Here is a 26047-nt window from a genome sequence, read left to right on the forward strand (position 1 = left end):
GTCCCCAGGGGCGCGGCGGCCCGCTCCGTTACGGGGCGCCGAAAAGGGGGTCGACGCCCCCTTCCGCCTGCGGCAGACTCCCGCCCATGGATATCGCGATCAGGCCCGTCGGCCTCCAGGAGCACGAGGCACTGGCCGACATCACCGCCGAGGCGTATCTCGCGGACGGGCTGCTGGACTTCGGCGCCGACGATCGCTATCTCGCCGAACTGCGCGCGGTCGGGCGCCGGGCCGCCGAGGCGGAGGTACTCGTCGCGGTGGGCGGCGGTGGCGCACTGCTCGGCGGCGTGACCTACGCGCCCCCCGGCAACCCGTGGGCGGACATCGCCCGGGCGGACGAAGCCGAATTCCGGATGCTGGCCGTCTCCCGCGAAGCCCGTGGACGTGGAGCGGGCGAGGCGCTCGTACGGGCCTGTATCGACCGGGCACGGGCCGCCGAGGGCATCTGCGGTCTCGTCCTGTCGACGCAGCAGTCCATGTTCGGTGCCCATCGGATCTACCGGCGCCTGGGCTTCGTGCGGACTCCGGAACGGGACTGGAAGCCCATTGAGGACATCTCGCTCCTGACGTTCCGCCTGGAGCTCTGATCGAGCGCGACACAACATGTGGGGGCTGTCATGTCTGGCGGCCCCCACATGTATGCTCGTGCTCGCTGTCGCCGCAGGGGAATCCGGTGCGAATCCGGAACTGTCCCGCAACGGTGTGATCGGTGTGCTTCTGCGCACCCGGGAGTCCGAAGACCTGCCGACAGCGCGTCCGGCTCGACCGAACCGGATGCCAGACGTCCGGGCCTCGCGGAGGGCCGGTGGACGCCGTGCGCAGTGCTGCCCTCCCGGGCGCCGTCCTGCCCGGCTGCCCCGCTCCCGCCGGCCCCGAGCCGAGCGAGGGATAGCCCCAGTGACCATCGCGCCAGCCGATCCGGTTTCAGCGGCCGCTACAGCCGAGTCCACGCACGCCACGACCGACGGGCCCGGGACCGCACTGCTGCGGACCCTGACCGACCTCACCGTCGATCTGCCCGACACCGACCCCGGTCGGGTCGCCGCAGCCGCACTGCGGGGCCGCAACGCCCGGTCGGACGAGGCCGAGCTGCGCTCGCTGGCCACCGAGGCCGCCGCGGGCCTGATCTCCGAGGACCCCGCTTACTCCCGGCTCGCCGCACGGCTCCTCACCCGCACCATCGCGGACGAGGCCGCCGGTCAGGGCGCCCTCTCCTTCTCCGCCTCGGTCGCCGTCGGTCACCGCGAGGGCCTGATCGCGGACCGTACGGCCGAGTTCGTCACGCTGCACGCGGCCGCGCTCGACGCGCTGGCCGGGCAGGCTCTTGCCGACGGCGCCGACGACCGCTTCGGCTACTTCGGGCTGCGGACGCTGCACAGCCGCTATCTGCTGCGCCATCCGCTCACCCGCCAGGTCATCGAGATCCCGCAGTACTTCATGCTGCGGGTGGCCGCCGGACTCGCCGAGGACACCTCCGAGCACGCCCTGGAGGAAGTCGCCTCGCTGTACGGGCTGATGAGCCGGCTCGACTACCTCCCTTCCTCTCCCACCCTGTTCAACTCCGGTACCAGGCACCCGCAGATGTCCTCCTGCTATCTGCTGGACTCTCCGCTGGACGAGCTCGACTCGATCTACGACCGCTACCACCAGGTGGCGCGGCTGTCCAAGCACGCCGGAGGCATCGGCCTCTCGTACTCCCGTATCCGCGCCCGGGGTTCGCTGATCCGTGGCACCAACGGGCACTCCAACGGCATCGTGCCGTTCCTGAAGACGCTCGACGCCTCCGTCGCCGCCGTCAACCAGGGGGGCCGCCGCAAGGGCGCTGCCGCCGTCTACCTGGAGACCTGGCACGCGGACATCGAGGAGTTCCTGGAGCTGCGCGACAACACGGGCGAGGACCAGCGCCGCACGCACAACCTGAATCTGGCGCACTGGATCCCCGACGAGTTCATGCGCCGCGTCGACGCGGACACCGAGTGGTCGCTGTTCTCTCCGGCCGATACCCCCGAGCTGGTCGACCTGTGGGGCGACGAGTTCGATGCCGCCTACCGTGCGGCGGAGTCCAAGGGGCTGGCCCGCAGGACGATGCCCGCCCGTGAGCTGTACGGCCGGATGATGCGGACGCTCGCACAGACCGGTCAGGGCTGGATGACGTTCAAGGACGCCTCCAACCGGACAGCGAACCAGACCGCCGAGCCGGGCCGGGTCGTGCACTCGTCGAACCTGTGCACGGAGATCCTCGAGGTCACCGACGACGGCGAGACGGCCGTCTGCAATCTGGGTTCGGTCAACCTCGGCGCGTTCGTCGCCGGCGGAGAGATGGACTGGGAGCGGCTGGACGCCACCGTCCGAACCGCCGTGACCTTCCTCGACCGCGTGGTGGACATCAACTTCTACCCGACCGAGCAGGCCGGCCGGTCCAACGCCCGCTGGCGCCCGGTGGGCCTGGGTGCGATGGGTCTGCAGGACGTCTTCTTCCAGCTGCGGCTGCCCTTCGACTCGGCCGAGGCCCGCGCGCTGTCCACGAGGATCTCCGAGCGGATCATGCTTGCCGCGTACGAGGCGTCGTGCGACCTCGCGGAGCGCTCGGGCCCGCTGCCCGCCTGGTCCGAGACGCGCGCCGCCCGCGGTGTGCTGCACCCCGACCACTACGACACCGAGCTGAACTGGCCGGAGCGCTGGGACGCGCTGCGTGCCCGGGTCGCGAAGACCGGGATGCGCAACTCGCTGCTGCTCGCCATCGCGCCGACGGCGACGATCGCCTCGATCGCCGGTGTGTACGAGTGCATCGAGCCGCAGGTCTCCAACCTCTTCAAGCGCGAGACGCTCAGCGGCGAGTTCCTCCAGGTGAACGCATACCTGGTGGACGAGCTCAAGAAGCTCGGCGTGTGGGATGCGCGGACCCGGGAAGCGCTGCGCGAGGCGAGCGGCTCGGTGCAGGGCTTCGCCTGGATCCCCGAGGACGTGCGTGCGCTGTACCGCACGGCGTGGGAGATCCCGCAGCGTGGTCTGATCGACATGGCGGCGGCCCGTACGCCGTTCCTCGACCAGAGCCAGTCGCTGAACCTGTTCCTGGAGACGCCGACGATCGGCAAGCTCTCCTCGATGTACGCGTACGCCTGGAAGCAGGGGCTGAAGACGACGTACTACCTGCGTTCGCGTCCGGCGACCCGCATCGCCCGTGCGGCGTCCGGGACGACCGCTGCGGCCGCACCCATTCCCGTTCAGCAGGCTTCGGCGCCCGACGCGGACGCCATCGCCTGCTCGCTCGAAAACCCCGAGTCCTGCGAGGCCTGCCAGTAATGAGCTCCGACACCACCAAGAACCTGCTCGACCCTGGCTTCGAGCTGACCCTGCGGCCCATGCGCTACCCGGACTTCTACGAGCGCTACCGGGACGCGATCAAGAACACCTGGACGGTGGAGGAGGTCGACCTCCACTCCGACGTCGCCGACCTCGCCAAGCTCTCCCCCGGCGAGCAGCACATGATCGGCCGGCTCGTCGCGTTCTTCGCGACCGGTGACTCGATCGTCTCCAACAACCTGGTGCTGACGCTGTACAAGCACATCAACTCCCCGGAGGCGCGGCTGTACCTGTCGCGTCAGCTGTTCGAGGAGGCGGTGCACGTCCAGTTCTATCTGACGCTGCTCGACACCTATCTGCCCGATCCGCAGGACCGTGCGGCCGCGTTCGACGCGGTCGAGGAGATCCCCTCCATCCGCGAGAAGGCCCAGTTCTGCTTCAGGTGGATCAACGAGGTCGAGAAGCTCGACCGTCTGGAGACGCAGGCCGACCGCCGCCGCTTCCTGCTGAATCTGATCTGCTTCGCCGCGTGCATCGAGGGGCTGTTCTTCTACGGCGCCTTCGCGTACGTGTACTGGTTCCGCTCGCGCGGCCTGCTGCACGGCCTGGCCACGGGCACCAACTGGGTGTTCCGCGACGAGACCATGCACATGAACTTCGCGTTCGAGGTCGTGGACACCGTCCGCAAGGAGGAGCCGGAGCTCTTCGACGACGCCCTCCAGCAGCAGGTCACCGACATGCTGAAGGAGGCCGTCGAGGCGGAGCTGCAGTTCGGCCGCGATCTGTGCGGCGAGGGTCTGCCCGGTATGAACACGGAGTCGATGCGCCAGTACCTGGAGTGTGTCGCCGACCAGCGGCTCACCCGGCTCGGCTTCCCGCCGCTCTACGGCTCCGAGAACCCCTTCTCGTTCATGGAGCTGCAGGGGGTCCAGGAGCTGACGAACTTCTTCGAGCGCCGGCCCTCCGCGTACCAGGTTGCGGTGGAGGGCTCGGTCGGCTTCGACGACGACTTCTAGGTCCTCGCCCATACTCCGGCGAGCGGGCGCCGCGTGGCCATGACCGGCCGCGCGGCGCCCGGCGTTTCCGGAGGCTGCGCGGACCGCTGCCGTTCCGCGTCCCGCAGCTCGCGGTCGATCCTGCGCTCCGCTGCGATCCCTGCGAACGCGGGCAGCAGGACGAGGGTGAAAAGTGCGGCTATGACCAGGTAGCTCAGGAATGTGTTCATGGCTCTACTGTCGTCCGTGCGAGCCGATTCGGTCAGTGGCAGGACTGTCATGCAGCATCGAATTACTGCCACACTGTCGTCATGCTGAAGAATGTCGCCGCTCTGCTGCTCGACGAAGTCCATCCCTTCGAACTCGGCGTGCTGTGCGAGGTGTTCGGACTCGACCGCTCCGACGACGGGCTGCCGGTCCACGACTTCGCGGTCGTCTCGGCGGAGGGCCCGGTCCTGCGGACGCACGCCGGGTTCACCATCAGCACGCCGTACGGGCTGGACCGGCTGGAGGAGGCCGACCTCATCGCCGTACCGGCGGGCAGCCACTTCATGGAGCGGAAGTACCCCGAGGAGGTCCTGGACGCCCTGCGCCGGGCCGTGGAGCGCGGAGCGCGGGTGCTGAGCGTCTGCTCCGGCGCGTACGTGCTCGGCGCGGCCGGGCTGCTGGACGGCCGTCGCTGCACCACCCATTGGCGCCATGCGGCCGAGCTGGCGCGCCGCTTCCCGAAGGCTGTCGTGGAGCCGGACGTGCTCTATGTGGACGAGGGCCCGGTGATCACGTCGGCGGGCACGGCTGCGGGGATCGATGCCTGTCTGCATCTGGTCCGCCAGGCGCACGGACCGGCCGTCGCCAATGCCATCGCCCGCCGCATGGTGGTGCCGCCCCACCGGGACGGCGGCCAGGCCCAGTACATCAAGCGCCCGCTGCCCCGCACCCGGTGCGACACGGTCGGGGACACGCTCGCCTGGATGGAGCGCCACCTCGACCAGGAGATGACCGTCGAGCAGCTGGCCGCCCAGTCCCACATGTCGCCCCGCACCTTCGCGCGCCGCTTCCAGCAGGAGACGGGTACCACCCCGTACCGCTGGCTGCTGCGGCAGCGCGTGCTGCTGGCGCAGCACCTGCTGGAGACCTCGGACGAGACCATGGACACGATCGCCGGGCGGACCGGCTTCGGGAACGCGGCAGCGCTGCGTCATCAGTTCGTACGCTCACTGGGCACGACGCCGAATGCCTACCGCCGCACGTTCCGGGGACCCGTCGCGCTGACCGACGTGGCCTGAGCGGCGAACGGCGGTGCCCCGCCCGGGAGATCACGCGATCCGGGACGGGGCACGACAGCAGTGCGGTGTGCGGTCAGATGCCGCAGTTCGGTGCCGACCAGAAGTGGCTCGGTCCCTGGTTCACATGGATGTGGTCGCCGTGGTCTGGGTAGCCCGGTCCGAGGATCCCGTTGAAGCCGTGGTTACGGGCCTGCTGGGCGATGGTGCACAGTGCGTGCGGTCCGGCGCCGAGGTCGACGGCGTCACCGTACAGATGGCGGCTGTTGGACGCCCCGCCCACCGCGGAGTTGCAGGAGGTGGACCGGAATCCGCTGGTGACACGGATGGACTGGTCACCGAGTGCGTGCCGGAGCGCCTCCAGCTTCCACATGGAGCTCAGCGCATTGGCTTTGGCCGTGCCCGCGGCAACCGCCCCACCGGCCCAGGTGCTGTTGCACGTGTTGAGCTCGGGGTAGGTGAAGTGGATCGGGGTGCAGTCGTCGTCCTGGAGCGCATAGAGCTTGGACTGCGTGGCCGGTCCCGCGACGCCGTCCGCGGCAAGGCCGTAGGCCGTCTGGAATCGCTTGACGGCGGCCGTGGTGGCGGGGCCGTACGAGCCGTCGATGGCCAGTACGGAGTTGTATCCCGGATATCCGGACACCCGGATCTGGAGCTGGGTGACGTCGGCTCCGGAGGCTCCGGACGACAGCGTGCGGGTCCAGGTGTAGCAGCCGTCGGCCTGCGCGGGGCCCGCGGTGACGACGGCCCCGCCTATAGCGAACGCCATGGTCATGACAAAGCCGAGCAGCAGATGTGCGGAACGTCTGAGCATGGGGGTCTCCCTACCACGGTGAGGTGTAGGGGTGAGCCTGTCGGACGAGTCGACGCGCGTCAACTACCCCTAGGGAAACGCCGGTTGTTCGCTGGACGACACCCGCCGAGCAACAGAAAGGCCCTGCTGCCGGCCTACCGGCAGCAGGGCCCGGGCTCGGGAGGGATCAGCCGTTCGCGACGACTTCGTAGCGCGGCGTGCCCTCGTCCATCTGTCGCAGCGCGTCCTTGCGGTCCCGCTTCGAGAGCCGGTCGATGTACAGGTACCCGTAGAGGTGGTCCGTCTCGTGCTGGAGGCACCGCGCGAAGTACCCGTCGCCCCGCACCTTCACCGCGTTGCCCTTGGCGTCCTGGCCCCGCACCACCGCGTAGTCCGGGCGAGCCAGGGACGCGTACGCCGTCGGGACGGAGAGGCAGCCCTCGTTGGAGTCGTCGAGGTTGCGCTCCTCGGGCGCCAGCTCCTCGAGCACCGGGTTGCAGATCGCGCCGACGTGCCGCACCCCGTCGTCGTCCGGGCAGTCGTAGACGAAGACCTTGAGGTCCACGCCGATCTGGTTGGCAGCCAGGCCCACGCCCTCGGCCGTCCGCTGGCTGGCAAACATGTCGTCGATCAGCTGTGCGAGCTCATCGCCGAACTCCGTGACGTCTCTGCACTCCTTGTGCAGCACCGGATTGCCCACGACCGTGATCGGACGGGAGGTGCCGCGCTCGCGGTACGCCGCCTCGCGCGCCTCACAGTCCTCGGTGTCCACGAGGAATCCCTCGTCGTCCACGCCGACCTGCTCGTCCGTCTCCTGCTGCGACATGTCCGCCGTACGCCTTCCTGCAATGCCGAAAAGGTTGAGAACCGCACCGGAATCGGTGCCCGTACAGCCTACGGGCACCGGTCAGCAGACTTCTTCCAGATCCCGCCACTCACGGCTGTCCGGGCTGTCCGCGACCCAGCTGTCCAGCAGCCCGCGCACCAGCCCGGCCGGCGCCGCTATGCCGCATTCACGCTCGGGGACCCAGAGATCACCGGCGGTGCGGTGCCCCAGCGGGCCCGGGTGGCCCGGCTCGCTGTGGTCGTGCGGGTCCAGGTGCTCCCCGTCGCCCTCGTCGCTCTCCATCGGGCTCTCCGAACAGGCCCGGCACAGGAGCCGCACGGAGGACGACCAGTCCTCCGCGGCGAACCCGGCGTCGGACGCGAGCCGCTCCAGCGCGTCCCGGTCGGCCTCGGTGGAGGCTTCCAGGAGCACCACCCAGGTGGGTACGGGAGAGGGCGCCCACAACTCGATCTCGTCGAAAACGGGGTAGGACGGACCTGCCGCCGTGATCCGCTCGCCGTGCGGCACCCCGTCGTGCAGGACTACCTCGCCCCAGCGCCGGCCGGAGGACGGCAGCGGGATCGACAGCACTTCCATCCGCGCAGGATCGAGCCTGCGGCCCCAGACGACCTCGGCCTCGCCCTCGGGCGACAGCCGTACCGCCGCGCTGCCCAGCTCCATGCCCGTCGGCTCGCTGTTGGCCGCTGCGTTGTACTGGCCGCTGCCCGGCACCTTGAGTCCGTACGCCTGCCAGGCCCGGCGGGCCAGGGGCCAGTCCTGCAGCGCGGTGGCCGCGATCCCGACGTTCCACCAGTCCGGGGCGCCGGACTCCCTGTCGAGCAGGGCGACCGCGCGCAGGCCCGCTGCCCTGGCCTGCTCCCAGTCGTGCCGGAACTTGTGCAGCAGCGCCAGATTGAACCAGGACTCCGAGAGCCAGGGCTCCAGATCCGCCGCGCGCGTCAGCAGCGCCCCCGCGTCCTCGTACCGGCCGTCGCCGATCAGCGTGAACGCGCGGTCCGTGGCCTGCCGCCAAGAGGCGGATGGCCGATGCCGTACCTTCCCGAAGATCCTCACGATTCCCGCCTGTCCCGACTGGACACCCTCGTTTTCCGCTCTCCTTCGCATCCAACCATGCCCGGCCGGACGCTCGCTCATTACCCATGGGTTACCCAGACCGGACCGGGGTCAGACCGCCTCGCGCCAGGACTCTGGCCAGCGCTTCGACCACCTGCGGCTGGTAGTCGCGGCCGGTGCCGAGCCTGAGCTGCTCCAGCGCCCCCAGAGGGCCACCGGCGCCTTCCCCGCACAGGTCCTCGTACGCATTGACCGCACGGACGATCCTGGCGGTGATCGGTTGTTCCCGGTACGGATCGGCCTGCTGCTCCACGACCACGGCCACCTCGGTGTCCACCCCGGTCTGCCGCACCACCGCGCCGCCGAGCAGCGCGATCCGGCGCTGCTCGGCGGCCGGAAGCCCGGCGGTCGCGCCGTCGGGCACCGGATCGACGAGCGAGAGCTGGCCGATGTCGTGCATCAGCGCCGCGTACTCCAGGACGGTCAGCTCGGGTCCGGCCAGGCCGAGCTCCCTCCCGACGGCGGTGGAGAGCTCTGCGACTCTGCGGGCGTGGCCGTGCTGGGTGTATCCGGCGATCTCCGTCGACCGGGCGAGCGAGGTGATCGTCTGGCGGTAGGTCGTGCGGACGGCGGCGTACCGGCGGAAGGACACCTGGGTGAGCAGCAACGGAACGCACAGGACGGGCAGCGCCCAGAGCCCGCCGACGGCGACCCCGAGCGCCATCACGGCACCGGTTGCGCAGACGGCCGAGCCGATGCCGCTGAGAGCGCGGAGCTCGTCACGGAGCAGGGGCCCGAACGGGTAACGGGTACGGGAGTGCAGCAGCAGAGCGGCGAGGACGGCGTCGCACAGCGCGGTGAGGACCAGCAGCAGGAACAGGTAGAGCGCGAAGTAAGGTCCTTCGCCGAACCAGAGCGCCGTCCGCCCCGAGTTGAAGAGCGGCTGGAAGCACACTGCGGCGAAGGCGACAGCCAGGATGCGGCGGGCGGTCCGGTCGGGTCCAGGTCCGCTGCCGCGCGCCAGATGGGGCACGGAGGCGAGCAGCTGCGCCGCGGCGACGACAGTGATCACCTGGAAGGCGCCGTGCGGGCTGGGCTCCCCGGCGCTGCGCCCGAGCAGCGCGTACGCGAGTGCCCCGGCCGCCCCGAGCGGCGCGGGCTCCCGCTCGCCCGGCAGGGCGCCCCAGCGGGCCAGTTCGCCCACGGTGACGAGGACTCCGAAGGCGAGGGCGTGCCCGGGTGCCACGACTCCGTTCCACAGGGTGTGGCCGAGTGCGACGACAGCGAGGGCCAGGGCGGCGCTGCGGACGGCGAGGACCGCCGGGGGCAGCGAGGGGCGGCTGATCACGCTCACCGGAGCCGTCCGGGCCGGTCCGCGGTCCCGGCTTCGGACGGCGGCTTCCGCGACCGCTGCCGCGGCAGCCCGAACGTCTCCTCGTCCGAAGTGACCGCGTTGGCCTCCGAGGACCAGCCGTGCCGGTCCAGGGCCCGTGCCAGCGCCCGCACCATCCGCGGGTCGAACTGGCTGCCCGCGCAGCGCTCCAGCTCCTCCACCGCCGCCGGCACGGGCCGCCCACGCCGGTAGGCGCGGGTCGAGGTCATCGCGTCGAAGGCGTCGGCGACGGCCACGACGCGGGCGAACTCAGGGATCTTGTCGCCGGTGAGGCCGTACGGATAGCCGCTGCCGTCGAGCCGTTCGTGGTGGTGGAGGATCGCGGCGCGCGCCTCGTCGAGGAAGCCGATGCCCCGGACGATCTCGTGCCCGTACTCCGGATGCAGTTCGATGACCCGGCGCTCCTCCGGGGTGAGCGGTCCGTCCTTGCGCAGGACCCGCGTCGGGACGCCCAGCTTGCCGACATCGTGCAGGATCCCGGCGAAGCGGAGTGCCTCCATGCGCTGCTCCTCCATGCCGATCTCACGGGCGATCAGTTCGGAGGCCCGCCCCACCCGCTCGCTGTGGCCGCGGGTGTACGTGTCCTTGATGTCGACGGCCTGGACCAGCGCCCGGATGGTGGCCCGGTGGGCGGCGTGCTGGCGGTGGTACTGGGCGAACACCCAGCAGGAGATGTACATCGGCAGCAGGACGACCAGCGCGGACACCGGACCGTACGAGCTGCGCCAGAGAACGGCCATCATCAGCCCGGCGAGCGCGTGCACCAGATGCGGTCCCAGCGAGCTCGCCGGCAGTCCGCGCCAGGCGTGCCGCAGCGGCACGCGCTCGGCCGTGGCGATGATGCCGCCGTCCAGGGCGGCCAGGACGAGGCTGAAGACGAGCGCCGAGGCACAGGCGGGAAACAGGGCGTACGGGAGGTCGGGCACGGCACCGCCGCCGGGGCCCCCGAGCGTGGCGGGGCCCCCGAGGACGGTGTGGGCCGACGAGGCCGCCCACGCCGCGAGAGCGAGCTGCGCGGCCCGCCAGACGCGGCGGGCCGTCACCGGCGGCTGTTCGACCCGGCCGGCCAGCGACCCGGGTATCGCGACCAGGACGGCGGCGGCAGGCGGCAGCAGGAAGGCGGCGGCGAGCAGCAGGGGGAAGAACGATCCGGCACCGACCGGGACGGAGTTGCCGAAGAACGGGCAGCGCCCGGGCAGCTCACAGACCAGGTAGAGCGCCGTAAGAAGAGCGAGAGGTCCCCAGGGGGTGTCCGCCCCGGGGGACAGCGCCGGGAGTACGCAGAGAACGGAGCAGATCAGCGCGGTCAGAATGTATGCGCGCGCCGCCCCCGGTGTGCTCCTCACCCGTACCGCCCGCCCCCAGCCTGATCAATGAAGGCGCCAGGCTAGCGAGTTGGGCGTGACCGAGGGCCCCGATGGGCGGGATTAGCACATTCGGGTGACACTGCCGCGCTTCCGGCCCTCGACACGGGGTGAGGGTCAGCGATGCCGGACGGAAGCGGTCACTCAGCGGTAGCGGGCCGTTCTGCCCCGCCCAGCGCCACGTCCTGCTCCGGAACGGCCTGTCCCGAACGGATCAGGTCGATCCGTCCCATCACCTTCGAGCGCAGATCGGTCGGGACGTCGTCCTGACCGCAGCAGCGCTTCACCAGCTTCTTCACGGCCTGCTCCAAGCCGTACTTCTCGAGGCACGGGGAGCACTCCTCGAAGTGCACCTCGAACTTGGTGCAGTCGCCCTCGGGCATCTCATGGTCGAGAAACTCATAGAGATGATCGAGAACCTCTGAGCAATCCGTCTCGTGCGGCTCTCCGCAGCTCATGAGGTCGAGCCTTTCCTGTCGTCCGACTCACCGGCACCGGCCGGAACGAGCCCACGCTCACGCGCGTAGTCCTCCAGCATGCCGCGCAGCTGACGGCGGCCCCGGTGCAGGCGGGACATCACGGTACCGATGGGGGTCCCCATGATGTCCGCGATCTCCTTGTACGCAAAGCCCTCTACGTCGGCGAGATACACAGCGATGCGGAACTCTTCGGGGATCGACTGCAGCGCGGACTTCACATCGGAGTCCGGCAGGTGATCCAGCGCCTGGGACTCCGCCGAGCGCAGACCGGTCGACATGTGCGACTCGGCGCGTGCCAGCTGCCAGTCCTCGATCTCCTCGGCGGCACTCCGCTGAGGTTCGCGCTGCTTCTTGCGGTACGAGTTGATGAAGGTGTTCGTGAGAATGCGGTACATCCACGCCTTGAGGTTCGTGCCCTCACGGAACTGGTGGAAGGAGCCGTACGCCTTGGCGTACGTCTCCTGGACCAGGTCCTCGGCATCGGCGGGGTTGCGCGTCATACGCAGCGCCGCCGAGTACATCTGGTCGAGAAATCCGAGGGCGTCCCGCTCGAAGCGCGCATTGCGCTCGGCGGTCGTCTCCTCCGCACGGCCGTCGTCGGTCCCTGTGTCGGTCCCAGTGACCGGACCCACCTCCTCCAACGATGTGGCGGAACCGAAACCGGACCCGCTCGCATCGGAGAATAGTCGACCTTGCTTCGACGCGGGCTGTCGATCCGGTCCGCTCACGGCGCGCTCGGGAGTGGTCTTGGCCGCATGCAGGACCGTCCACTCCAGATCAGCGGTGTTCGAGCGGCGCGGGCAGATGGTCGAACCCATGCGACGGACTCCCTCTCCACGTACGACTTCGTTGTTCCGACGTCCCGAACAACAGCGGCCCCGCACGCCGCATTCCCCGGGGCCGCGCCGGTGCCGGAGAGGCAGGAGGAACTACGTGGCTACGGGAGTGTGTCCAGCCACTCGGCTGCCGCACCGGTCAGGAGCTCCATGGCCTGATCCTGGGTCAGAGGGGCCTTCTTCGGCACGGCGAAGCCGTGGTCCCCGTAGGGCACCTCGACGATCGTGTGCCCACCCGGAGGGAACTCCGCCGGTCGTCCGAACGGGTCATGCCCGCCCTGCACCACCAGGACGGGCACGCCCGCCCCCAGCAGCTCGTCCTTGCGCGACTTCTCCGGTTTGCCCGGAGGGTGCAGTGGAAAGCTCAGCGCAAGCACCGCGTGGGCACCGAGCTCCGTCGCCGTGCGGCAGGCCACCCGGGCCCCCGCGCTGCGCCCCCCGGCGACGACGGGCAGCCCCGGGACAGCCAGCGCGCTCCACAGTCCGCGCCAGCCCGTGTCCAGGGTCCGGGGAGCCGGAGCGAGCTTCTTCCCCGCCACCCGCCAGGGCTGCTCCACCAGAGCGACGCTCACCCGCCGCCCGGGGAGCACGGCGGCGAGGGCCTGGAGATCGCGCGCCTCGATACCGCCGCCCGCTCCGTGGCTGACGGCGAGCACCAGCCGGGCGTCCTTGGCCGGCCGCCAGGTGATCCTGGCCACTCCGGCTTCCGTATCGACCGTCTCGGTCCACTGCTGTGTCTCTGTACGGGTCACAGGACCCATCCTGACGGGTCAGAAGAGCGTGCTCACCTCTGGCGCGGCCAGCTCCTCCAGCAGTTCCGGGCCGTTGTTGCGGACGTTGCTGACTGCCGTGGCCACCGGATAGGCCCGCATGAGCCCTCCCGGCGGCGGCTCCAGCAGGGCCCTCAGCTCCGCGATGTCGGTACGCGCCGGGTCGAGCCAGTCGTCCCAGCGGTCGGGGGTGAGCATCAGGGGCATCCGGGGGTGGATGTCGGCGAGCGCGGCGGGCCCCTCGGCGGGGGCCACGGCCAGCGGGGACGTCTCCGCCTCGGTGGTGATCACGGAGCAGGTCACCCACCAGGCCTGCGGATGGTCGTCGGGCAGGGTCCGGTCGCGCCAGAACTCGTACAGACCGGCCATCGCGAAGACCTCACCGTCTGCGGGCGTCACGAAGTACGGCTGCTTGCGGGGCCGTTTCCGCTTCCCCGTCTCCTCCAGCTGCCGCTCGTCCACGCCGGTGACCCACTCGTAGTAGCCGTCCGCGGGAAGGATGCAGCGTCTCGACACGAAGGGGCGGCGGAAGGAGGGCTTCTCGTGGACGGTCTCCGCGCGGGCGTTGATCATTCGGGCGCCGCCCTCGGGGGACTTCGACCAGGACGGTACGAGGCCCCACTTCAGGGTGCGCAGCTGGCGAACCGGACGCTGGTCGTCTGCGTCCTTCACAGGACGTTCCAGAACCGCGTAGACCTCTTTGGTCGGTGCCACGTTCCAGTCGGGCTCCAGGGTCTCGGTGGGTTCCCACTTCTCGACCCCGAAGAGCCCGGTCAGGTCCTCCGGCCGCCGACTCGCTGCATACCGTCCGCACATAAGTGCCAGACTGCCACGACCGTCATGTCGAGTGGACGCCAATACCTCAAGTACCTCAAGGAGCCGCCCGCACCATGGACAGCACCGATCTGGGCGATCTGTGGGATCGCGTCTTCGGCACCCAGCCCGCTCCCGAGCAGTGGCTCGTTGTCGTGACGGCCACGGTGGCTCTCATCGCCGTCGTGCCGAACGTCATATGGCGGCTCTCCCGGAATGCGATCACCATCGCGCACGAGGGCGGTCACGGACTGGTGGCCCTGCTCACCGGGCGACAGCTCTCCGGCATCCGGCTGCACTCCGACACCAGCGGGCTGACCGTCAGCCGCGGCAAGCCGACCGGTGTCGGCATGATCCTCACGGCGGCGGCCGGTTACACGGCACCTCCATTGCTGGGGCTGGGCGGCGCCTGGCTGCTCACCAACGGCCGGATCACCCTGTTCCTGTGGCTGGCGACCGCGCTGCTCGCCGTGATGCTGGTCATGATCCGCAATCTGTACGGGGCGCTGACGGTCATCCTCACGGGTGCGGCCTTCCTGCTGGTGTCCTGGCTGACGTCGGCGGCTGTCCAGTCGGCATTCGCGTACACCGCGGTCTGGTTCCTGCTGCTCGGCGGAGTGCGCCCGGCGTTCGAACTGCAGTCCAAGCGGCGGCACGGCGGTGCACCGGACTCCGACGCCGACCAGCTCTCCCGGCTGACGCACGCACCAGCCGCGATATGGCTCTTCCTCTTCCATGCGGTGTCGCTCTGCTCGCTGATCGGCGGTGGACGATGGCTGCTCGGACTGTGACGGCCCAGAGCGCCCCGCTGTGTGTACCACCCTTGCGTTACATCACTATTTCGTCCCATTTGATCGGGATCCGGGTTTGCCGTGTGCCACTAAAGTGAGGGCCATGACCGAAAGCTCCGTGCACCCCGCCCTCTGGCCCGCCCCGCTTGCGAGCGGAGCCGTCGACGCGACCGTCACCGTGCCCGGATCGAAATCGGTCACCAACCGAGCCCTCGTCCTCGCCTCCCTCTCCTCCGAGCCGGGCTGGCTGCGCCGCCCGCTGCGCTCCCGGGACACCCTGCTGATGGCACAGGCTCTGCGCGCGATGGGCGTCGGGATCGAGGAGGGCGTCGGCCCGGACGGTTCGGGCGAGGCGTGGCGGGTCATTCCGGCCGGCCTGCACGGCCCGGCAACGATCGACGTCGGCAACGCAGGAACGGTCATGCGGTTCCTCCCGCCCGTGGCCTGCCTCACCGACGGCCCGGTCCACTTCGACGGGGACCCCCGCTCCTACGAGCGCCCCCTGAACGGCGTGATCGACGCGCTGCGGGCGCTGGGCGCCCGGATCGACGACGACGGGCGCGGGGCGCTGCCGCTGACCGTGCACGGCGCGGGCGCGCTGGACGGCGGTCCGGTGGCCATCGACGCCTCCTCGTCCTCGCAGTTCGTCTCCGCGCTGCTTCTGTCGGCGCCCCGGTTCAACCAGGGGGTGGAGGTACGCCACACAGGTTCGGCCCTTCCCTCCATGCCGCACATCCGGATGACCGTCGACATGCTCCGCGCGGTCGGCGCCCAGGTCGACGAACCGGAGAGCGGTGGTGAGCCGAACGTCTGGCGGGTCTCCCCCTCCGCGCTGCTCGGCCGCGATCTGACCGTCGAGCCGGATCTCTCCAACGCACAGCCGTTCCTCGCGGCCGCACTGGTCACCGGCGGCCGGGTCACGGTCCCCGACTGGCCGCTGCGTACCACCCAGCCGGGTGACGCGCTGCGCGAGATCTTCACCGCAATGGGCGGCAGCTGCGAGCTGACGGAGCGCGGTCTCACCTTCACAGGATCGGGCCGCATCCATGGCATCGACGTCGACCTGAGCGAGGTCGGTGAACTCACCCCGGGCGTCGCCGCCCTCGCCGCACTCGCCGACTCCCCGTCCACGCTGAGCGGCGTCGCCCATCTGCGGCTGCACGAGACGGACCGGCTGGCGGCTCTGACCAAGGAGATCAACGGCCTGGGCGGAGATGTCACCGAGACCGCCGACGGACTGCGGATCCGGCCGCGCCCCCTGCACGGCGGCACCTTCCATACGTACGACGACCACCGGATGGCGACCGCGGGCGCGATCATCGGCCTCGCCGTCGCGGGGGTGGAGATCGAGAACGTCGGTACGACCGCGAAGACGCTGCCGGACTTCCCCGAGATGTGGGCCGGCATGCTCGGTGATCCGTCCGCAACGGTCGGCGTCTCGCCGGGAGCACTCGGGGCATCCCCGGAAAGGCGCGGGGCCTGAGGACATGCGCCGCTACGGGAAGAACCCTGACGAGGACGACATCCGCGTCCGCCCCAACCGCAAGGGCAACCGCCCTCGCACGCACATCCGGCCGAAGCACGAGGACGCCCAGGACGGCATGGTCCTCACCGTCGACCGCGGCCGCCTCACCTGTCTCGTCGACGGGCGCACCGTGATGGCGATGAAGGCCCGTGAGCTGGGCCGCAAGGCCGCCGTCGTGGGAGACGTGGTCTCCATCGTCGGCGATCTCTCCGGTGACAAGGACACGCTGGCCCGCATCGTGCGCATCGGCGAGCGCCACTCGGTCCTGCGCCGCACCGCGGACGATGACGATCCGTACGAACGCGTGGTCGTCGCCAACGCCGATCAGCTGGCCATCGTCACCGCACTCGCCGACCCGGAACCCCGCCCGCGCATGATCGACCGCTGTCTGGTGGCGGCGTACGACGGAGGGCTCACCCCGCTCCTGGTCCTGACCAAGTCCGACCTGGCGTCACCGGACAAGCTCCTGGAGGCATACACCCCGCTGGGTGTCCCCTACATCGTCACCAGCCGCGAGGAACTGGAGAACGGCGACGCGGCGGACCGGGTGCGGGAGTTGCTCAACGACCGGGTGACCGCGTTCGTCGGGCACTCCGGAGTCGGGAAGACAACACTGGTCAACGCCCTGGTGCCGAAGGACAGACGACGCACGACCGGTGTGGTCAACGCCGTCACGGGCCGCGGCAGGCACACCACCACGTCGGCGCTCGCGCTGCCGCTGCCGGACGACCGCGGCTGGGTGGTCGACACCCCGGGTGTCCGTTCGTTCGGGCTGCACCACGTCGACCCGTCCCGGGTCATCAACGCGTTCCCCGATCTGCAGCCGGGTACGGAGAACTGTTCGCGCGGCTGCACCCATGACGACCGGCAGCCGGAATGCGCCCTGGATGCCTGGGTCGCGGAGGGCCACGCCGATCCCGCACGGCTCGACTCGCTGCGGCGGCTGCTCTCGACCCGGGAGCGGCGCGAGGGGGACTGAGAGGCGGCCCGCACGACTCGCGCACGTTTGCGAGCTCCCACGACTGGTAAGGGCATAATCGCGTCAAGCGAGACGAAGCAGTCACCTACGTGGGAGGCACCTGACGATGGCGTGGTTGCTGGTCGTGGTCGCAGGACTGCTGGAGACCGGCTTCGCCGTGTGTCTGAAGCTTTCGCACGGCTTCACCCGGCTGTGGCCGACGATCGCGTTCTGTGCCTTCGCCCTCGGAAGCTTCGGTCTGCTGACGCTGTCCCTCAAGAAGCTCGATGTCGGCCCCGCATACGCGGTGTGGACGGGCATCGGCGCGGCCGGCACGGCGATCTACGGGATGATCTTCCTCGACGACGTGGTCTCCACCCTCAAGCTCGTGTCGATCTCGCTGGTGATCGTCGGTGTGATCGGTCTGCAGCTGTCGGGCTCCTCGACCTGAGTTCCCTTGCACCGAACCGCGGTGCACCGCGTATCTCAGCGTGCAGAGTGCCGCGCCAGGGCCTCGCGCACCAGCGCCGCCGCGTCCGCCCCGGTCGGTGACGGTGCCAGGACCGGTGGCACGATCGCGTAGGAGAGGGCGAGCCGGAGCGCGATCTCGCAGGTCAGCGCCAGGTCGGCGGCGTCCTGCGGAGGGCTCCCGCTGTGGAGTGCGGCCACTGCCCGGTCCCGGACGAGCGCGAGCAGCTCGGTGGGCGTCGGCAACGCGGCATCGGCACGACGCTGCGCGGGAACAGCCGACGACGACGGTCCTGCGGCTCCGGGCCGGGGTAACCGGTCCCCCCAGAACCCCGTGAGCAGGGCCTTGACCAGGTCATTGGCCCGGGCGGCGCGCACCGTCCAAAGAGCGAGCTCCGCCGGTCCCGCTGCCGTGGCCCCGTGCGCGCAAAGGGCCCGTTCCACCCCGGACAGATAGCTGTCGGCAGCGCGCCGGATCAGGGCGCGGGCCAGGCCGGACTTGCTGCCGAACTCGTTGTAGAGAGTCTGCCGGGAGACCCCGGCGGCAGCTGCCACGTCGACCATGCGCACCGCCGTCCACGGCAGCGTCGAGAGCGCCGACAGTGCGGCGTCCAGCAGGGCTTCTCGCGTTGCAGGCATCGTTGCCTCCCACGCCGGGGGATCTGCGATTCAGAGTTGACGCGCTGCCGCGCACTGTCAAGGGGCCGCGCACCGGCTGCGGCACCGCTCGGGCGCACTTGTTGCCCACGGGGCCGTGTAGCCCGGACGGGTGCCTGTGGATACTGTGACGGCATGCCCGACTACCACGATGATCTGCGCCTCGCCCACGTGCTGGCGGATGCCGCTGACGCGACGACGATGGACCGGTTCAAGGCTCTGGACCTCAAGGTCGAGACGAAGCCGGACATGACGCCGGTGAGCGAGGCCGACAAGGCCGCCGAGGAGTTGATCCGCGGCCACCTCCATCGGGCCCGCCCACGCGACGCGATTCTGGGCGAGGAGTACGGCATCGAGGGGACCGGTCCGCGCCGCTGGGTGATCGACCCGATCGACGGCACCAAGAACTACGTACGCGGTGTGCCGGTCTGGGCGACGCTGATCTCGCTGATGGAGGCGGGTGAGAACGGTTTCCAGCCGGTGGTCGGCGTGGTGTCCGCGCCCGCGCTGAACCGGCGCTGGTGGGCGGCGAAGGGCGCGGGAGCGTTCTCCGGCCGCAGCCTGACCTCCGCGACCCGGCTGCACGTGTCGAAGGTGGAGCGGATCGCCGACGCGTCGCTCGCGTACTCCTCACTGACCGGGTGGGAGGAGCAGGGCCGGCTCGACGGCTTCATGGATCTGACGCGGGCCTGCTGGCGCACCCGTGGGTACGGGGACTTCTGGCCGTACATGATGGTCGCCGAGGGATCGGTCGACATCTGCGCGGAGCCGGAGCTGTCGCTCTGGGACATGGCAGCGAACGCGATCATCGTCCAGGAGGCGGGCGGGCAGTTCACCAGCCTGGACGGGGTCTCCGGTCCGGGCGGCGGCAACGCGGCGGCCTCGAACGGGACGCTCCACCACGAGCTGCTGGGATATCTGAACCAGCGCTACTGAGGCTTGACCTGGTCATTTCCTCCATCCTCAACCCCCTGGGCGGTCCTGGGGCCGTCATCGGCCCTGGGCCCGTCCTCGAAGGCACGGTTCACCGCCTCGCGCGTGCGCTGCTCGGCATGAGGTGCGTGTGCGTCCGCAGTGTGAAGCCGGGATCGTGGTGTCCCAGGTACTCCGACAACGCCTTGATGCTCTCCCTCGCGTCCAGCAGAACGGACGCGTAGAAGTGCCTCAGCGCGTGCATGCCGTTCTCCCGGCCAAGTCCACCATGGCCCGGTACCGCTCCGGCAGTGCAGAGCGAACGGCCAGCACACGCTCAGGTGCCCACGCCACGATCCGGCGAGGTTCCAGCCTGGGCGGCTTCACTGACGACGAGCGGCACGGGTTGTGCGGGATCAGGCGACCGTCGACGGCAGCCGCCACCATCGCGTTGAGGTTCGCGAAGATGACCCGTTGATAGGCAGGTGCCAATCCCCGTCTTCGAGCTTCCGCAGCCACTCACGAATGTGGATCGGCTTCAGACTGTCGAGCGAGCGACAGGGTGCGCCGGGAGTCGGTGCGCCTGGAGGCCGCCAGGCCGTTCGCCCTGGGTGAGAAGTCGTCGGAGATCGCGGCCGAGCTACGGGTGCATGTGCGGACGGTGGAGAAGTGGCGGCAGCGGTGGCGAGAGGGCAGTGTTCAGGCCTTGTCATCGAGGGGACCTACGTCGTCGCCCCGGCTGAGCGATGCCCAGTTGGCCAGGCTGGAGCGGGAGTTGGAGCGCGGCCCGCTGGCGCATGGCTTCGCGGATCAGCGGTGGACGCCGGCCAGGGCCAAGACGCTGATCGGCCGGATGTTCCACGTCAGCTACACCATCCAGGGCGTGCGCAAACTGTTGGTCCGTTGGTCAGCACTTGCCTGTAAGGAGGTTGACGGCTTACCCCGTGGGGGGCTTCCCTGTTGAATATGGAACCCCTGGTGGCAATTGGGCTGTTCGTCGTAGGTGTGTGGCTCTGGTTCAAGTGGGAAGCGTGGTTCGGAACGTCCTCCACGGGGGGCTATTCCTCGACCCCGTCGCCGGGGGACCCGTGCCGCAACTGCCACGGGGAAGGGAAAACGCCCGAATTCACCCAGTCTTGTCCAGCATGCTGGGGCACTGGGAAATACGACCCACGTATCTGAGGTTGAACTCGTAGGGGCGGGCTGAGCCTTCATCTCTCGGTGAGGGTGGCCTCCTTCCACCACGAGCACGGAACACTGCCGCTCGCCATCGCCTTCTACGAGCGAGTACGCCGACGTCCGCCTATACGGCAGCGACCGCCCGCAAACCCTGACCTCCCGCAACAACCTCGCCAACCCCTACAGGTCGGCGGGCGATCCCGTTGTATGAACAGACCCTCGCCGACTTCGAGCGGGCCCTGGGCGGCGACCACCCAACAACGATCGACGTAAGAGGCAACCGGGGTACGACTCTTTGAAGACAGGCCCTAGCCCAGAAGGCACTTTCGCGTTACCGCGCAGAAACCGGCCCACGGCAAGTGAAACGGCGAGGTCAGCCGTTGCTAGGGAACCCGGAACCTCGCGCACGTCGGCCCGCGCTGTGTGAGCGAGCCACATTGGTCCTCGGTTCCATCGCCCGCATTGAGGGCCATGATACTGATGCCTGCGGCCTGTGGCGGCAGGGACATCGGCATACTGACCCGCTGCTCGACCACGCCTTTGTCGTTGGGTCGGAGCTCGCTTGAGTAGTCGTCGACCCCGTCATGGACTGGATCATCCAAATTGGCCTTTACAACCGTTACAAATACCTCAACGTGAGCCCCCGTCTCGACACCGTCAGCATGAACGTCGAAGCTCAATTTCAGATTGGACCGAGGGCCGTCGACTTTGATGTTGGTGATGGTCGGCCGCCCGTTTCCCCCAGCAGCCTTGGCCGCGCCGATAACCGCCACGCTCAGAGCCACCATGTAGAGGATCACCCCGAGAATGAGCACAACGGTCTCCCACAGGTTGCCCCGCCGTGTGGGGTGGACGAGCAGGGCCACAATGCTGCAGACGATGGCGAGGATGGCGCAGAGTGAGGCCACATAGATGGGCCACGACTCGTTGTTGAGGGCAACGAACACGACGTCGCTGCTGAGGCCAAGCAGCGTCATGACTCCGGCAACGGCGACGAGGGCGCCAGCCAGGATCTTGGCAACGTCGTCCAGGCGTTTTCCGATCCTGGCCTGGATCTCTTCGTGCGTCGGGGCAGGTTTTTGTTCGCTTCCCCTCTCCGGGACCCCGCTCATCGTGCTCCTCCTGACCGAAGGCCCAGGGCGGTCAGCCGGTCGTCCGGCTGGCGTCCGGCCCTAGTGGAAGACGCTAAGTTCGCGCGAGAACCTCAGCGACCCGGGATAGACCGAACAGACGAACGACTACTAGGGCGTGTGTCGGAAGTGCTCCAAGTTGGCTGACGTGAGTGCGCGGGGGCGGAGTTACCGATATCTCGGACCGGTCGAGCTGAGGACCGCGGTCCGGCCTGGCAGCGGCGGGTGCCGGATCAGCTCGGCGGCTGACTTCGGCAGCTGGATCGCTGAACGATCTGCGGCGGAGCTGGCCGAACCGTTCACCTTCGTGGTTGGCACGGATGGTGTTCTTCGGCTGGCGCCGCGACGAAGCGAGCACGTGGCTTGTGCCGACGGCGACATGGTTTTGAGCGCCGGCGAGATCAGCTTCATGCGCGAGACAGGCCGGTGGGCTGTGGGCGAGGTCAGCAACCAGTCCACCGGGTACTGCCCGGACGTCAGCTCCTGGTCGGCAGTCGCCCGTGCTCTGGACGACGTAGAGCTCGGGCGGCCCTCCGGCTTCACCCATGAAGTGGTGTTCCGACGGTGCCGTGGCTGCCAGGAGCACAACATCGTGCGCGAGGACGACTTCGTTTGCGTCTTCTGCGGCAGCGATCTGCCTACGGCGTGGAACGTGGATCCAACCCCGTGAGGGCCGAGGGCCACAGTCACTCGTTGATGGCTGCGATGAGGACGGTCGCTTCGTAGCGGACCGCGAGCTCGTCGTATCGCGTGGCCACGGCGCGGTGCTTCTTGAGGCGGTTGATCCCGCACTCGACCGCATGGCGCTCGCGGTAGTCGGCCGGGTCGAAACGTGGCGGTCGGCCTCCACGGGAGCGGAGCTTCTGGCGGTTGCACGCTTGGTCGACCTTGTCCAGGATGGTGCAGCGGATCCTGCGACGGCGCAGGTGAGCGCGGTTCTTGCGGAAGGCGTAGGCCTTGTCAGCGCGCACGCGATCAGGGTGAACGCGCGGCCGGCCCGGCCCGATGCGGGGCACGCGGACCTTGTCCAGCACGGGTTCGAAGCGGGCGAGGAGCCTGTGCCAGGTGCCGTCCCGCTGCCATTGGCGGAACAGGTCGTAGCTCCGGCCCCACAGTCCGTACTCGACGGGCACGTCCCGCCACGGAACACCGGTCCGGACCCGGAACCGCGTGCCATCGATCAGCTGCCGCCGTGGTCGGACTGGCGGCCGTCCCGTCTTCGTCCCCGTCGGCAACAACGGCTCCCACACAGCCCACTGTTCATCCGTGAGATCTCCCCGCGCCATGAACCGGGTCATTCATCGCTCAAGATCCACTTTTGATACACGGCGTAGGTGCGTGGCTCCAGGAGGGCAATCGGTCTGGTGCGTAGATCGCCAGCATCCCGCGCCTCCTGGGCGCCTGAGCAGGCGCACCGGAACCATGAGGGGCGTGCCGCACCACCGCACGCCCCTCGAACGGTCTTCGCCACCCCTTGTTGCCGCCCCCCAACAGTGCGACTCTGAGAGTCCCCCTACTTGTGAACTTGTGAATCGGCTCACGCAGTCGCTTCACGAAGGAGGTGGCTCCCTTCATGCTCGTCCGTGACGCCATGAGCACGGTGGTCCTCACCATCGGCCCGACCCACACCCTCCGCCAGGCCGCCCGGCTGATGTCGGTCCGCCGTGTCGGAGCAGCCGTCGTCCATGACCCGGACACCTGCGGATTCGGCATTCTCACCGAGCGCGACATCCTCAACGCGGTCGGAGCGGGCCAGAACCCCGATGTCGAGACCGCCTCCGGCCACACCACCACCGATGTGGTCTTCGCCGCACCCGTCTGGACTCTGGAGGAGGCGGCCGAGGCCATGACGCACGGCGGCTTCCGGCATCTGATCGTGCTGGACGGCGCCGGGCCGGTCGGCATCGTGTCGGTGCGCGACATCATCCGCTGCTGGGCACCGGCCGGACGTCATCCGGTGGAGCTGGTCGGCTGAGTGGCCCTACCCGCGCGACCCGCCGGCCCCTGCGCGCGGGAGGCCGGCCGATCGCGCGGGCCACGTCGCCCACTGGGCGTCAATGACCGACCGGATGAGCGTCCTGCCCTGCCGGTCAATGTCCTCGGCCTCGACTCACGCCCCGACGGGAGCGCACACGGAAGTGCGGGGTGGCCGGCGGATCCGCCGGCCACCCCGCATGCGCGTCCGCTGATTCAGGTCCTGGGGGCACCCGCAAAGTCCCGCCTGGCCCGCGACGCCTGGCCCGCACATTGGCCGCGTTGTCGCACCGGCCGAGTACGTCCGGTACGAGGCCGGTCCTTGCCCTTGCGATGGCCCGCACCGGACGCCGCGAGCACCGCCCTCCGGGCGCACGGCAGGATTCTGCGGACGCCCTCTAGCCGCGCAGGGCCTGGACCGCTGCTTCCAGCCGCTTGCCGAAGTCACCGTCGGCCTGGCAGAAGTTGTTGATCGCGCGCTCGGCGATGTCATCGCGCGAGACCTGCGAGATGAACCCGGCGAGGTTCTCGATCAGTCGCGTCTTCTCGTCCTCGGAGTAGAGCCGGTAGAGGTTTCCGGCCTGGACGAAGTCGCTGTCCTCGGCATGGCTCGGGGCCTCGTGGTTGCCGGTGCCGCCGGTGACCGGAGTCGGCTGCCACAGCGGCTTGTCCGTCTGGAACGGGCCGCCGAAGCTGTTCGGCTCGTAGTTCTTCGAACCCTTGTGGCGGCCGTCGTAGAGGTGCCCGTCACGGCTGTTGGTACGCGCCTCGGTGGCGTGCGGGCGGTTCACCGGCAGGTGGTCGGCGTTGATGCCGACGCGGTAGCGGTGGGCGTCGCCGTACGCGAAGAGACGGCCCTGGAGCATCTTGTCCGGGGACGGGCCGATACCCGGCACGAAGTGCGCTGGGCTGAAGATCGACTGCTCGACCTCGGCGAAGATGTTCTCCGGGTTGCGGTTGAGCTCGAGCTTGCCGATCTCGACCGGCGGGTAGTCCTCGTGCGGCCAGACCTTGGTCAGGTCGAACGGGTTGAAGCGGTAGTTCGCCGCCTCGGCCGCCGGCATGATCTGCACCTGCACGGTCCAGGACGGGAATTCGCCGCGCTCGATGGACTCGCGGAGGTCGCGCTGGTGACTGTCCGGGTCGGCGCCGGCAAGACGCACGGCCTCGTCGCTGGTGAGGTTCTTGATGCCCTGGTCGGTCTTGAAGTGGTACTTGACCCAGAAGACCTCGCCGGCCTCGTTGTTCCACTGGTACGTGTGTGATCCGTACCCGTTCATGTGGCGCAGCGTGGCCGGGATGCCACGGTCCCCGAAGAGCCAGGTCACCTGGTGCGTGGACTCGGGCGACAGACCCCAGAAGTCCCAGACGTTGTCCGCCTCCTGCGAGCCGGTGTACGGGTCGCGCTTCTGGGTGTGGATGAAGTCGGGGAACTTGATGGCGTCCTTGATGAAGAACACCGGGGTGTTGTTGCCGACGAGGTCGTAATTGCCCTCTTCGGTGTAGAACTTCAGCGCGAAACCGCGCGGGTCACGCACCGCGTCGGCGGAGCCGAGGTTGCCCGCGACGGTGGAGAAGCGCAGGAACGTCTCAGTCTGCTTGCCGACCTCGGAGAGGAACTTCGCACGCGTCCACTGCGAGACGTCGCGGGTCAGCGTGAACGTGCCGTACGCACCTGCGCCACGGGCGTGCACGATGCGCTCCGGGATGCGCTCACGGTTGAAGTGAGCAAGCTTCTCCAGCAGCGCCTGGTCCTGTACGAGAACCGGACCACCCGGACCGGCGGTCTCGCTGTTCTGGTTGTCGGCAACCGGTGCGCCGGCCTCCGTGGTGAGCGGTCCCTGCGTCACGTGCGCCTCCTGCGTCATGTCCTGCACAGTCGTCGGTTCCTGCACAGCCTGTCCCTCGGCGTATGCCGTTCCCGATCCTACAATGGACATTGTCTAAGTCAAGTGAGCATCCAAAGTCACACCCATTCGGGACTCGCTCCCCCCACTGTTAGGCTGGACCCCATGAGTGACCTCCTGGAACGACTTCGTGGACGCGGCTGGCGCATGACGGCGCAGCGGCGTGTCGTGGCCGAGGTCCTTGACGGGGACCACGTACACCTGACGGCGGACGAGGTGCACGCGAGGGCCGTCGACAGGCTGCCCGAGATCTCCCGCGCCACCGTGTACAACACCCTGGGCGAGATGGTGTCTCTCGGTGAGGTCATAGAGGTGTCCACCGACCGCCGGGCCAAGCGGTACGACCCGAACGCCCACCGCCCCCACCACCACCTGGTGTGCGCGCAGTGCGGAGCCATCCGGGACGTGCACCCGTCGGGAGATCCGCTGGCCGATCTGCCGGCCCACGAGCGCTTCGGCTTCACCGTCTCCAACGTCGAGGTGACCTACCGGGGCGTCTGCCCGAACTGCGCCGCCGCCGCCTGAGGCGACCCGGTCCCGCGCCCCCGGGTGCGGGACCTCGCCCTGCATCCGTCCGGACATACGACTGAGGCCCGGATCCTTTTCAGGATCCGGGC

Annotated in this window: 28 protein-coding genes and 1 riboswitch; of the genes, 13 read left to right on the forward strand and 15 right to left on the reverse strand. The window is 69.3% G+C overall.

Translation table 11 applies throughout. The annotated features are described in order from the left end of the window. The first annotated feature begins 86 nt into the window (after window positions 1–86). The 3 genes from ACFWBQ_RS30810 to ACFWBQ_RS30820 all read left to right on the forward strand — a co-directional run bounded on the left by ACFWBQ_RS30810 (window position 87) and on the right by ACFWBQ_RS30820 (window position 4319). On the forward strand, window positions 87–587 hold the full coding sequence (locus ACFWBQ_RS30810) for a GNAT family N-acetyltransferase (RefSeq protein ID WP_385503550.1): 501 nt from the start codon (window positions 87–89) through the stop codon (window positions 585–587). Between the two features lie 35 nt (window positions 588–622). Further along, window positions 623–764: riboswitch (cobalamin riboswitch) on the forward strand. A 133-nt stretch (window positions 765–897) separates the two neighbouring features. Beyond that, window positions 898–3303 carry a ribonucleoside-diphosphate reductase subunit alpha gene (locus ACFWBQ_RS30815; protein WP_385503554.1) on the forward strand — a complete coding sequence of 802 codons (2406 nt, stop codon included), beginning with the start codon at window positions 898–900 and terminating at the stop codon, window positions 3301–3303. Further along, window positions 3303–4319: a ribonucleotide-diphosphate reductase subunit beta gene (locus ACFWBQ_RS30820; RefSeq protein ID WP_385503560.1), complete on the forward strand. Its 1017-nt coding sequence runs from the start codon at window positions 3303–3305 to the stop codon at window positions 4317–4319. Before ACFWBQ_RS30815 ends, ACFWBQ_RS30820 begins: the two co-directional genes overlap by 1 nt. Here ACFWBQ_RS30820 and ACFWBQ_RS30825 read toward each other — a convergent pair. Then, window positions 4316–4528 (reverse strand): hypothetical protein, encoded by a 213-nt coding sequence (locus tag ACFWBQ_RS30825; protein WP_385503564.1) that lies wholly within the window; start codon window positions 4526–4528, stop codon window positions 4316–4318. The two genes, ACFWBQ_RS30820 and ACFWBQ_RS30825, sit on opposite strands and share 4 nt — an antisense overlap. Window positions 4529–4609: 81 nt before the next feature. On the opposite strand from ACFWBQ_RS30825, the gene ACFWBQ_RS30830 reads away from it, so the two are divergent. Beyond that, window positions 4610–5584 (forward strand): GlxA family transcriptional regulator, encoded by a 975-nt coding sequence (locus tag ACFWBQ_RS30830; protein ID WP_385503571.1) that lies wholly within the window; start codon window positions 4610–4612, stop codon window positions 5582–5584. A 73-nt stretch (window positions 5585–5657) separates the two neighbouring features. On the opposite strand, the gene ACFWBQ_RS30835 is transcribed toward ACFWBQ_RS30830, so the two are convergent. The 9 genes from ACFWBQ_RS30835 to ACFWBQ_RS30875 form a co-directional block, all read right to left on the reverse strand. Continuing rightward, entirely contained in the window at window positions 5658–6395 is a 738-nt protein-coding gene (locus ACFWBQ_RS30835; RefSeq protein WP_385503574.1) for a D-Ala-D-Ala carboxypeptidase family metallohydrolase, read from the reverse strand. A gap of 166 nt (window positions 6396–6561) precedes the next feature. After that, on the reverse strand, window positions 6562–7200 hold the full coding sequence (gene def, locus ACFWBQ_RS30840; protein WP_385503578.1) for a peptide deformylase: 639 nt from the start codon (window positions 7198–7200) through the stop codon (window positions 6562–6564). Between the two features lie 81 nt (window positions 7201–7281). Continuing rightward, window positions 7282–8274 carry a tetratricopeptide repeat protein gene (locus ACFWBQ_RS30845; RefSeq protein WP_385503582.1) on the reverse strand — a complete coding sequence of 331 codons (993 nt, stop codon included), beginning with the start codon at window positions 8272–8274 and terminating at the stop codon, window positions 7282–7284. Window positions 8275–8365: 91 nt separating this feature from the next. Next, complete coding sequence (locus ACFWBQ_RS30850) at window positions 8366–9622, reverse strand: HD-GYP domain-containing protein (protein ID WP_385503900.1); 1257 nt, start codon at window positions 9620–9622, stop codon at window positions 8366–8368. Between the two features lie 2 nt (window positions 9623–9624). Further along, window positions 9625–11013 (reverse strand): HD-GYP domain-containing protein, encoded by a 1389-nt coding sequence (locus ACFWBQ_RS30855; RefSeq protein WP_385503587.1) that lies wholly within the window; start codon window positions 11011–11013, stop codon window positions 9625–9627. Window positions 11014–11171: 158 nt separating this feature from the next. Beyond that, a complete protein-coding gene (rsrA, locus tag ACFWBQ_RS30860; protein ID WP_385503593.1) occupies window positions 11172–11489 on the reverse strand; it encodes a mycothiol system anti-sigma-R factor in 318 nt (105 codons plus the stop codon). After that, on the reverse strand, window positions 11486–12142 hold the full coding sequence (locus ACFWBQ_RS30865; RefSeq protein ID WP_329215066.1) for a sigma-70 family RNA polymerase sigma factor: 657 nt from the start codon (window positions 12140–12142) through the stop codon (window positions 11486–11488). Before ACFWBQ_RS30865 ends, rsrA begins: the two co-directional genes overlap by 4 nt. 305 nt (window positions 12143–12447) lie before the next feature. Next, complete coding sequence (locus tag ACFWBQ_RS30870) at window positions 12448–13107, reverse strand: alpha/beta family hydrolase (protein ID WP_385503596.1); 660 nt, start codon at window positions 13105–13107, stop codon at window positions 12448–12450. Window positions 13108–13116: 9 nt separating this feature from the next. Beyond that, on the reverse strand, window positions 13117–13932 hold the full coding sequence (locus ACFWBQ_RS30875) for an SOS response-associated peptidase (protein ID WP_385503601.1): 816 nt from the start codon (window positions 13930–13932) through the stop codon (window positions 13117–13119). A gap of 74 nt (window positions 13933–14006) precedes the next feature. On the opposite strand from ACFWBQ_RS30875, the gene ACFWBQ_RS30880 reads away from it, so the two are divergent. From ACFWBQ_RS30880 to ACFWBQ_RS30895, 4 genes are all read left to right on the forward strand, one after another. Beyond that, on the forward strand, window positions 14007–14720 hold the full coding sequence (locus ACFWBQ_RS30880) for a M50 family metallopeptidase (RefSeq protein ID WP_385503604.1): 714 nt from the start codon (window positions 14007–14009) through the stop codon (window positions 14718–14720). Window positions 14721–14823: 103 nt separating this feature from the next. Further along, window positions 14824–16203 (forward strand): 3-phosphoshikimate 1-carboxyvinyltransferase, encoded by a 1380-nt coding sequence (gene aroA / locus ACFWBQ_RS30885; RefSeq protein WP_385503606.1) that lies wholly within the window; start codon window positions 14824–14826, stop codon window positions 16201–16203. 4 nt (window positions 16204–16207) lie between these two features. Beyond that, window positions 16208–17224: a ribosome small subunit-dependent GTPase A gene (rsgA, locus tag ACFWBQ_RS30890; protein ID WP_385503608.1), complete on the forward strand. Its 1017-nt coding sequence runs from the start codon at window positions 16208–16210 to the stop codon at window positions 17222–17224. A gap of 106 nt (window positions 17225–17330) precedes the next feature. Beyond that, entirely contained in the window at window positions 17331–17654 is a 324-nt protein-coding gene (locus ACFWBQ_RS30895; protein WP_385503611.1) for a DMT family transporter, read from the forward strand. A gap of 35 nt (window positions 17655–17689) precedes the next feature. On the opposite strand, the gene ACFWBQ_RS30900 is transcribed toward ACFWBQ_RS30895, so the two are convergent. Then, entirely contained in the window at window positions 17690–18310 is a 621-nt protein-coding gene (locus tag ACFWBQ_RS30900) for a TetR/AcrR family transcriptional regulator (RefSeq protein ID WP_385503615.1), read from the reverse strand. 153 nt (window positions 18311–18463) lie between these two features. Here ACFWBQ_RS30900 and hisN point away from each other — a divergent pair, with 153 nt between their 5' ends. Further along, window positions 18464–19264, forward strand: a complete 801-nt coding sequence (hisN, locus tag ACFWBQ_RS30905) for a histidinol-phosphatase (protein ID WP_385503617.1) — start codon at window positions 18464–18466, stop codon at window positions 19262–19264. An 88-nt stretch (window positions 19265–19352) separates the two neighbouring features. Here hisN and ACFWBQ_RS30910 read toward each other — a convergent pair whose 3' ends face one another. After that, a complete protein-coding gene (locus tag ACFWBQ_RS30910) occupies window positions 19353–19505 on the reverse strand; it encodes a hypothetical protein (protein WP_385503621.1) in 153 nt (50 codons plus the stop codon). 312 nt (window positions 19506–19817) lie between these two features. Between ACFWBQ_RS30910 and ACFWBQ_RS30915 the strand changes: the two genes are divergently transcribed. Continuing rightward, on the forward strand, window positions 19818–20204 hold the full coding sequence (locus tag ACFWBQ_RS30915; protein ID WP_385503622.1) for a transposase: 387 nt from the start codon (window positions 19818–19820) through the stop codon (window positions 20202–20204). Between the two features lie 598 nt (window positions 20205–20802). Here the strand turns inward: ACFWBQ_RS30915 and ACFWBQ_RS30920 are convergent. Next, window positions 20803–21531: a hypothetical protein gene (locus ACFWBQ_RS30920; RefSeq protein WP_385503626.1), complete on the reverse strand. Its 729-nt coding sequence runs from the start codon at window positions 21529–21531 to the stop codon at window positions 20803–20805. Window positions 21532–21697: 166 nt separating this feature from the next. Here ACFWBQ_RS30920 and ACFWBQ_RS30925 point away from each other — a divergent pair, with 166 nt between their 5' ends. Next, a complete protein-coding gene (locus ACFWBQ_RS30925) occupies window positions 21698–22219 on the forward strand; it encodes a hypothetical protein (protein WP_385503904.1) in 522 nt (173 codons plus the stop codon). Window positions 22220–22235: 16 nt separating this feature from the next. On the opposite strand, the gene ACFWBQ_RS30930 is transcribed toward ACFWBQ_RS30925, so the two are convergent. Further along, entirely contained in the window at window positions 22236–22835 is a 600-nt protein-coding gene (locus ACFWBQ_RS30930) for a transposase (protein WP_385503631.1), read from the reverse strand. A gap of 287 nt (window positions 22836–23122) precedes the next feature. On the opposite strand from ACFWBQ_RS30930, the gene ACFWBQ_RS30935 reads away from it, so the two are divergent. Continuing rightward, on the forward strand, window positions 23123–23524 hold the full coding sequence (locus tag ACFWBQ_RS30935; protein WP_385503633.1) for a cyclic nucleotide-binding/CBS domain-containing protein: 402 nt from the start codon (window positions 23123–23125) through the stop codon (window positions 23522–23524). A gap of 397 nt (window positions 23525–23921) precedes the next feature. On the opposite strand, the gene ACFWBQ_RS30940 is transcribed toward ACFWBQ_RS30935, so the two are convergent. Further along, window positions 23922–25391, reverse strand: coding sequence for a catalase (locus tag ACFWBQ_RS30940; protein WP_385503637.1), 1470 nt, complete (start codon window positions 25389–25391; stop codon window positions 23922–23924). A 144-nt stretch (window positions 25392–25535) separates the two neighbouring features. On the opposite strand from ACFWBQ_RS30940, the gene ACFWBQ_RS30945 reads away from it, so the two are divergent. Further along, window positions 25536–25955 carry a Fur family transcriptional regulator gene (locus tag ACFWBQ_RS30945; RefSeq protein WP_385503646.1) on the forward strand — a complete coding sequence of 140 codons (420 nt, stop codon included), beginning with the start codon at window positions 25536–25538 and terminating at the stop codon, window positions 25953–25955. Window positions 25956–26047 lie beyond the last annotated feature (92 nt).

Origin of the sequence: Streptomyces sp. NPDC060035, from assembly GCF_042736635.1 — a bacterium.
Taxonomy (GTDB): Bacteria; Actinomycetota; Actinomycetes; order Streptomycetales; family Streptomycetaceae; genus Streptomyces.